8 protein-coding genes and 1 pseudogene are annotated in these 7,729 nt (G+C 48.5%); 7 read left to right on the top strand and 2 right to left on the bottom strand.

Features of this window, described 5'->3' with window-relative positions; translation table 11 throughout:
* Window positions 1-19: 19 nt before the first annotated feature.
* A complete protein-coding gene (locus tag ACLBVC_RS14250; RefSeq protein WP_410150162.1) occupies window positions 20-355 on the bottom strand; it encodes a YebF family protein in 336 nt (111 codons plus the stop codon).
* Between the two features lie 157 nt (window positions 356-512).
* Here ACLBVC_RS14250 and ACLBVC_RS14245 point away from each other — a divergent pair, with 157 nt between their 5' ends.
* The gene (locus tag ACLBVC_RS14245; RefSeq protein ID WP_410150161.1) at window positions 513-911 is read left to right on the top strand and encodes a hypothetical protein; all 399 of its coding nucleotides are present in this window, start codon (window positions 513-515) and stop codon (window positions 909-911) included.
* 53 nt (window positions 912-964) lie between these two features.
* Complete coding sequence (locus ACLBVC_RS14240; protein ID WP_410150171.1) at window positions 965-1,570, top strand: tail assembly protein; 606 nt, start codon at window positions 965-967, stop codon at window positions 1,568-1,570.
* 41 nt (window positions 1,571-1,611) lie between these two features.
* Here the strand turns inward: ACLBVC_RS14240 and ACLBVC_RS14235 are convergent, their stop codons facing one another.
* Window positions 1,612-2,154, bottom strand: coding sequence for a hypothetical protein (locus tag ACLBVC_RS14235; protein WP_410150160.1), 543 nt, complete (start codon window positions 2,152-2,154; stop codon window positions 1,612-1,614).
* A gap of 181 nt (window positions 2,155-2,335) precedes the next feature.
* On the opposite strand from ACLBVC_RS14235, the pseudogene ACLBVC_RS14230 reads away from it, so the two are divergent.
* The 5 genes and pseudogenes from ACLBVC_RS14230 (at window position 2,336) to ACLBVC_RS14210 (ending at window position 7,729) form a co-directional block, all read left to right on the top strand.
* Window positions 2,336-5,127 (top strand): annotated as a pseudogene (locus tag ACLBVC_RS14230) (host specificity protein J).
* Entirely contained in the window at window positions 5,127-5,441 is a 315-nt protein-coding gene (locus ACLBVC_RS14225; RefSeq protein ID WP_410150159.1) for a hypothetical protein, read from the top strand. Before ACLBVC_RS14230 ends, ACLBVC_RS14225 begins: the two are co-directional and overlap by 1 nt.
* Complete coding sequence (locus ACLBVC_RS14220; protein WP_410150158.1) at window positions 5,441-6,109, top strand: hypothetical protein; 669 nt, start codon at window positions 5,441-5,443, stop codon at window positions 6,107-6,109. Before ACLBVC_RS14225 ends, ACLBVC_RS14220 begins: the two co-directional genes overlap by 1 nt.
* Window positions 6,110-6,233: 124 nt before the next feature.
* Entirely contained in the window at window positions 6,234-6,470 is a 237-nt protein-coding gene (gene cor / locus ACLBVC_RS14215; protein ID WP_410150157.1) for a phage exclusion lipoprotein Cor, read from the top strand.
* 56 nt (window positions 6,471-6,526) lie between these two features.
* Complete coding sequence (locus ACLBVC_RS14210) at window positions 6,527-7,729, top strand: tail fiber domain-containing protein (RefSeq protein WP_410150156.1); 1,203 nt, start codon at window positions 6,527-6,529, stop codon at window positions 7,727-7,729.

The raw sequence follows: 7,729 nt of genomic DNA, 5'->3' as shown, positions 1-7,729 counted from the left end.
CACCGTAAGGTGGCTTTTTTTATTTAGAAGAATATTCAATTTCTCCATTTTTACATTGGTAGGTCGCGAAATATTCTTTCGAAGATTTTTCCCCTTTCGCAGTGAATGGCAGGAGATAAACATCGGTAACTTCCACTTTGCTCTTATCGAAGCTGAGTTGTGGCTTCGATGTGCCTAAAAGAGTAAAGTCATTTGTCCAACGCTCTATACGTTTATGATAATAGTCATCTTTAACCGCGTTCATAGCCTGATCGAGAGTGATGTTGCTACACACTGACTTTGTCGCGCTGGTCGCTGTGGGAATATTCACTAACCAAAATGCCGGTAACACCATAACGATAAATTTCTTCTTCATAACAATCCCTTACGTTCATGCATCTAGAGCGTTTTGTAAATAAATGCTTATCAATCACATTGATACGGCAGCATAATGTTAACAGATGTGGATGATTTTGCAGTTATAACATAAGAGTTTGCAGCTATCATTGAGGCCTAAACGTAGAGGAGTGTAGATGAACAAACTACTCATAGCAGGGCTGGCGCTCGGGCTGGCGGGGTGTGCAGCCAAACCTTATGAAGCAACCCGAACGATATATGATACGAATATTACGACGGCTAAATACAACCTTACACACGTTCGAGTGCACAGATTACCTCAGTTGACCGGTGCTGCTTTAGGGGAAGATTGCCCATTAGTTTTGAAAGTTGATGAAAAAGAAATTGCAGGCTTGCAACAAAATCAGTATGTCGATCTTTATCTACCTCAGGGAGAACATACCCTTTCCGTTAGATTTAGATGTGCTCTAACTGAATGGAGAAAATCGGCTCAGTTAATAGCTGATGGCAAACCCAGAGAATATGAAACGGAAATAGGCGCCGCTGGGCAGTATAGAATGTGGCAAACAAAATAAATCAAAAGTCGCTTAGGTGGCTTTTTTATGGGGCTTAATTAATGATTGAGGCTATTCCAGAAAAAATGGCGACAATTGAATTATATGGTCTACTCGCAAAAACTTTTGGTAAAACACACCGGCGATTGGTGCGTACTAAAGCGGAAGCCATCCATGCGCTATGTAAAACTATTTCAAATTTTGAACGATTCCTGAATACCAGTAAGTTGCGAGGACTCACTTATGCAGTATTTGTAGGGAAAAGAAATATTGGAATTGACGATCTTGGATATCCAGTCACTGAGGAAGTCATAAAAATTGTACCGGTTACGATTGGCAGTAAACGCGCTGGGGCACTTCAAACGATTTTAGGAGCCGTTCTGGTCGTCGTAGGTGTGGTTGTTGGTGTGTTAGCTGGCTGGACTGGTATTGGTGGGGCTGTCGCTGCCGGCATGATAAAAGTTGGTGCAGCAATGGCTATTGGCGGCGTAATCCAGATGCTTTCACCGCAAACCGCTGGACTTGCCAGCAAACAGGATGCCGACAACCAGGCTTCCTATGCCTTTGGCGGTGTCACAAATACGGCAGCTCAGGGCTATCCGGTTCCGCTTCTTTACGGCAAGCGTCGAATCGGCGGCGCGATTATTTCGGCAGGCATTTACGTCGAAGATCAGCAGTGAGAGCAGTCAAGTTTTTGAATGACTGCCCTGACACCGCCTAACTATAAAACTTCATTTTTTGGAAAATATTCAGTCAAGAAATATGAAAGGTGATCAAATGCCCATTTCAGACCGTCCTCCTGTCGCGCACGAAAAGTCAGGTTCACTTTTGAATATGATTCACCATAGATTTCGAGTGGCGATGAAAGCCAGAGGAGAATGCTCTGAATATATTGAGTGGCCTGCTGGCGGGTTTCCCCATCCGGAATGGCCTGAGAAAGATACTCATAAAAATTGACGTCAAGATTATCAATTTCTTTTTTGATTCTTTCTGAGACATTATGGCGACATGATAAGTCTATATAACCATGTAGAAATGGCTCATCGTGACCTATGGCGCAACCAAAAGTCATAAATAAGCCGTCTTTCTTGTTAATACTGGTTATAAAATCTCTGAACCATGGGTACTCATTAATTTCATTTATATCATGGATTTTTTCAGGATATTGAACTAAATCAAACCCGCCATTGTTTATATCTCCATTTTCTCTTATCTGACTTCGATATGGGAATTTAGTGAAGTTATGGCGTTCTGTTTTATCCATCGTTACCTTCGATTTCTCTTACCGAGTTAATCAGCCATCCCTCCAGTGAATGACGGTCATGCTCCAAACATGGCCGGGCTGATCCTCGAGCGTAATTCACATTATCCTTACAAAACATCCTGATATTTGATCAGGTATCCGTCATTAGCCGCCTTTGTGCGGCTTTTTTTATGGGCGCAATATGGCAACAGCAACCAAAATAAATGGCAGCAAGGGCGGCAACTCTTCATCCCGCACGCCTGTAGAACAGCCAGATGACCTCCAGTCTATCGCTAAAGCAAAACTGCTTATTGCTCTGGGCGAAGGTGAATTCGGCGGTGGCCTCACAGGCCAATCCATTTTTCTGGACGGAACGCCGCTTCTTAACAGTGACGGTTCGAGCAATTTCAGCGGGGTGGCGTGGGAGTTTCGCGCCGGGACGCAGGCACAATCCTACATTCAGGGTTTGCCGGGCACGGAAAACGAAATAAGCGTCGGCACTGAAGTTAAAAGCGCCGTTGCCTGGACGCATACTTTCACCAACACTCAACTTTCCGCTATTCGCCTGCGCCTGAAATGGCCGTCACTCTTCAAACAAGAAGATGACGGTGATCTGGTTGGCTACTCGATCAATTACACCATTGAAATGCAGACCGACGGCGGCGCGTTTCAGACAGTCGTTAATACGGCCGTTACCGGTAAAACCACATCGGGATATGAGCGCAGCCACCGTATTGATTTGCCACAGGCCGGGTCAACGTGGACGATCCGCCTGCGCAAAATTACCACTGATGCCAACAGCGCCAAAATCGGCGACGCAATGACAATCCAGAGTTACACGGAAGTCATTGACGCAAAATTGCGGTATCCGAACACCGCGTTGCTGTTCATCGAATTTGATTCCAGCCAGTTCAACGGCTCAATCCCGCAGATTTCATGCGAACCGCAGGGGCGAGTCATTCGCGTACCCGATAACTACGACCCGATAACGCGCACGTATAGCGGAACATGGACCGGTGCTTTTAAATGGGCATGGACGGATAACCCTGCATGGATTTTCTATGATGTAGTAGTGACGGATCGCTTTGGTCTGGGTAATCGTCTTACCGCGGCTAACATCGATAAATGGGAGCTGTACCAGGTAGCGCAGTATTGCGATCAGATGGTTCCCGACGGTAAAGGCGGCAGCGGCACAGAACCGCGTTATGTCTGTAATGTTTACGTGCAAAGCCGGAATGATGCCTATACCGTTCTGCGTGATTTCGCGGCCATCTTTCGTGGCATGACATACTGGGGTGGTAATCAGATTGTTGCCCTGGCAGACATGCCACGCGATATCGATTACAGCTACACCCGCGCAAACGTCATCGATGGTCAGTTCAGTTACTCGAGCAGCACCACCAAGACACGGTATACGACGGCTCTGGTGTCATGGTCTGATCCGGACAATGCCTATGCTGACGCAATGGAACCTGTCTTTGAACAGGATTTGGTCACTCGTTACGATTTCAATCAGTTAGAGCTGACGGCGATCGGCTGCACCCGCCAGTCTGAGGCGAACAGGAAAGGGCGCTGGGGGATTCTGACCAATAACAAAGACCGCGTGATTACCTTCTCGGTCGGGCTCGATGGCATGATCCCGCAGCCGGGTTACATCATTGCTGTTGCAGACGAAATGCTGTCAGGAAAAGTGACGGGCGGTCGAATCAGCTCAGTGAACGGCAGGGCTATTACGCTGGACCGCGTGCCGGATGCTGTCGCCGGTGGCCGGCTGATTCTAAACCTTCCTTCTGGCGCCGCGCAGACACGCACAATACAGTCTGTCTCCGGGAAAATTGTCACCGTGACCGCCGCCTATAGCGAAACGCCAGAATCTGAAAGCGTCTGGGTTGTTGAATCTGACGAGCTGTATGTGCAGCAGTACCGCGTCCTCAGCGTCGCCGATAATAATGACAACACCTTCACCATTTCCGCGGCGTATCACGATCCGGACAAATATGCGCGCATTGATACCGGCGCGATTATCGATGAACGCCCGATCAGTGTTATCCCGCCGGGAAGCCAGTCGGCACCGGCCAACATCCAGATCAGCTCTTACTCAGTGGTCAATCAGGGTATCAGCATTCAAACCATGCGGGCCACGTGGGACACGACCGCGAACGCCATCGCTTATGAGGCACAGTGGCGCCGCAACGACGGCAACTGGGTAAACGTTCCCCGCAGCTCCACCACGTCCTTTGAAGTGCCTGGCATTTACGCGGGCCGCTATCTTGTGCGCGTGCGGGCGATCAATGCGGCGGAGATATCCAGCGGTTGGGGGTACTCAGTCGAAGTAACTCTGACCGGGAAAGAGGGGAATCCACCGAAACCAGTTGGCTTTATGGCCACGGGCATCAACTGGGGGATTCAGTTGAACTGGGGTTTCCCGGAAAACACCTCCGACACCCTGAAAACAGAGATTCAGTACACGCCAAATTCCGATCAGTCAAACCCGCTGCTGCTGTCTGATGTGCCATATCCTCAGGCCATTTATACCCAACTTGGGCTGAAAGCCGGTCAGATTTTCTGGTACCGCGCGCAGCTGGTGGACAAGACCGGTAATGAGTCAGGTTACACGGACTGGGTCAGGGGCATGGCGAACGATAACGCCGATGATTATCTGGGTGATATAGCTGATGACTTCCTGAACTCTGCCGATGGGGACCGGCTGATGCGCAGTATTCACCGTTTGCAGTGGTGAACGGTCAGGTGTTTATCAGCGATGCATTTATCCAGGACGGAACAATTACCAATGCGAAGATCGGTAACTTCATACAGTCCAATAACTTTGACGGTTCAACGCAGGGCTGGCAGTTAAGCAAATCAGGTACGTTTATCAACCTTGGGAGCGCTGGCGGCGCGGGTGCAATGAAGCAGACGAATACCACGATCAGCACCAAGGACGATAGCGGAGTGCTTCGCGTCCAAGTCGGTCTAATTACGGGGGTCTGGTAATGGCTAACTGGGGAATTCAGACGTGGGATGCAAGCGGCAATCCTAATAACACCGGTATCGTGCCGGTGTTGGTTGTGGCAACCGTTTATTTAAGTGCCGGGCAGGTTTCCGGCACGTACTCTTACACCGTCCCGTCAGGGTTTCGTGTTGAAGCAATCCAGTCCCCAATAACAGGGGATGCTTATTCCGGGTCACGTCGGAAAGTTACAGGCTCAGGTGGCACGATAACGCTCAGCGATGCATCCGGCGATTACTCGGCAGGAACGTACACCGCTGATGAATGTTGGTTAGTAATTTATTTGGTGAAATCATAATGGCAACATGGGGCGCACTATTCACTGATCAGTACGGAAACCCCTGGATTACACCGGACACGACACCAATGTGTCTGGTGCAGAAGATTGTTTTAACACCGTCGGCGGGGGGATCCTACAATTTGCCGGTGAACTCATCCTCACCGTTTATTATTGGCTGCCATGCAACGGTGGCCAATACGCTTTTCTATATCAGAAAGGTTGATTCTACTTATACCCTTAATTACTCAGTATCAGGTGTTGTCGGAAGCCCGGGCACAGTGACCATTTATATTTTTGGATACGTCATCCCACAGCCGTTACCTAAGTGGGGAGTTGCCATCTGGAATGCTGCCGGGCAATGTATTTTAACCAATGAAACGAAAGTGATGAATCCGCCCGTTGGGTACGGAACTATTGGTTCCACAACCGACATCGGTTATTTGGTTGATAAGACAGTCAGTGGGAAATGGGCCGTCTTGCCCAGAGTCATGGGGGTTGTGGTAGGTGTTTTGGGTACCACTCAGCCACGTCCGTGGTCTTCTCCGATTGACACTTCAGCGTACTACGACGGGTCGTCAACTCGGATAAGGGCTGGCCAGCGCGATGCGCCTGGTGAAGAATTACATAATGTGGGCTATTCCAACTCAAGAGACCAGATATTCGCGATTGATGTTTCGCGTTATTAATCAATAATTAACGATAGCGATCGTTTAAAACGATCAATATCATGAAATTGATCTGTAGAACCAATTATCCACACACAATTTTCATTGTTAATGTCATTTCATTTACGTTGAAAGGGACATGAACATGAGAAATATTTTGTTGGTTCTTGCTATTACTTTGCTGGCTTCCGGCTGTGCTGGTGTGCTTGAAAAGCAGGCTCCTGTTTGTTCTGGCACTACCCTGATAGGCGGTCAGGAAACCACGGTGCAGATTTATGGCGTACGGCAGATTGGTAGCCAAACCCAGTATAAAGCTGGTGATCCGTTCGGCTGGCGCTGGGTCAGTAAGACTAATTTCATCAGCACAACGTGCGATAAATAACCCCACAATTTTAAACAGACCCGCTTCGGCGGGTTTTTTTATGTCCGGAGAAAAGCATGTCAGCAGGTACAATCGCATTAACTAACAATTCGGCAAATGTTACCGGTACCGGAACAGCATTCACGACCGATTTAAAAGCGGGTGACTTCGTTGTCGCTATTGTCGGCGGGGTAACTCACACGCTGGGTGTCAAAGCAATAACCTCGGCAACAGCATTAACGTTGATAACTGCCTATGGTGGGCCGACAGCATCCGGAAATGCCTGGACAGCAGTACCAAATGCCACGCTCGTTGGGATTACTGCTCAGGTGGCCGCTGATGTGTCGAAGGCTATACGCGGTTTGAATCTGGATAAAGCAAACTGGCAGCAGGTGTTCAGCGGAACGGGAACCATCACGGTGACGCTACCAGATGGCTCAACCTATTCTGGCCCTGCTTGGAATAGCCTTTCAAATCAGCTCAGTGGTAAAGCCGCATCTGGGGCAAACAGTGATATTACTTCTCTGACGGGGTTAACCTCTGCAATTGGTCTTGGGCAGGGTGGTACTGGAGCAAAAAATGCATCTGATGCAAGAGCCAATCTCGGTTTAGGATCGTCCTCTACCGTTAATACTGGCACCTCAGGCGCGGTCATTCCATTGCTTAGTACAAGCAACACGTGGTCAGGCGTTCAGAATATATCGGCCACTTATGGAATCAACCACACAGGAACAAACTATACGTTAGCGAAGCCTGCGTCGGCACTGGTTACATCAGGCGGTTCGTCATTTAATTATCTTTTTACCGTAGCCGGGAATACGAGTGTCGCAGCGGCTGTAAATGGCCTGTACCTTTTTGATGGGTCCTACACTGGATTCTTACTGCAACATACAAGAAGCGATACGACTGCTCGTTCGTGGTTCTTTAGGCAGGATGGTAACGCAGTTGGGATCGGCTGGGTATCTACCTCAGACAAGCGAGTTAAAAAAGACCTTGAGGAAATCGCCAGTCCGCTTGAGCGTTTGGCAAAAATAACGGGCTATACATACGATTTGTACGGAGACCGGAAAGCTGGCCTGATGGCCCAAGATTTAGAAAATGTTTTGCCCGAAGCTGTGCTTGATATCGGTACGGTGACCGACTCTGATGGAAACAGTTTTGAAGACGGCAAGGGAGTTGATTACAACGCCATAATCGCTTTGTTGGTGCAGGGTATAAATTCTTTGACAGAACGTGTAAAAATCCTCGAGGCAAAAGATGCAGAAACGCAGACCAATTAA

Origin of the sequence: Rahnella selenatireducens (assembly GCF_046449555.1) — a bacterium.
Taxonomy (GTDB): domain Bacteria; phylum Pseudomonadota; class Gammaproteobacteria; order Enterobacterales; family Enterobacteriaceae; genus Rahnella; species Rahnella selenatireducens.
This window is presented reverse-complemented; position numbering and strand designations above follow the sequence as displayed.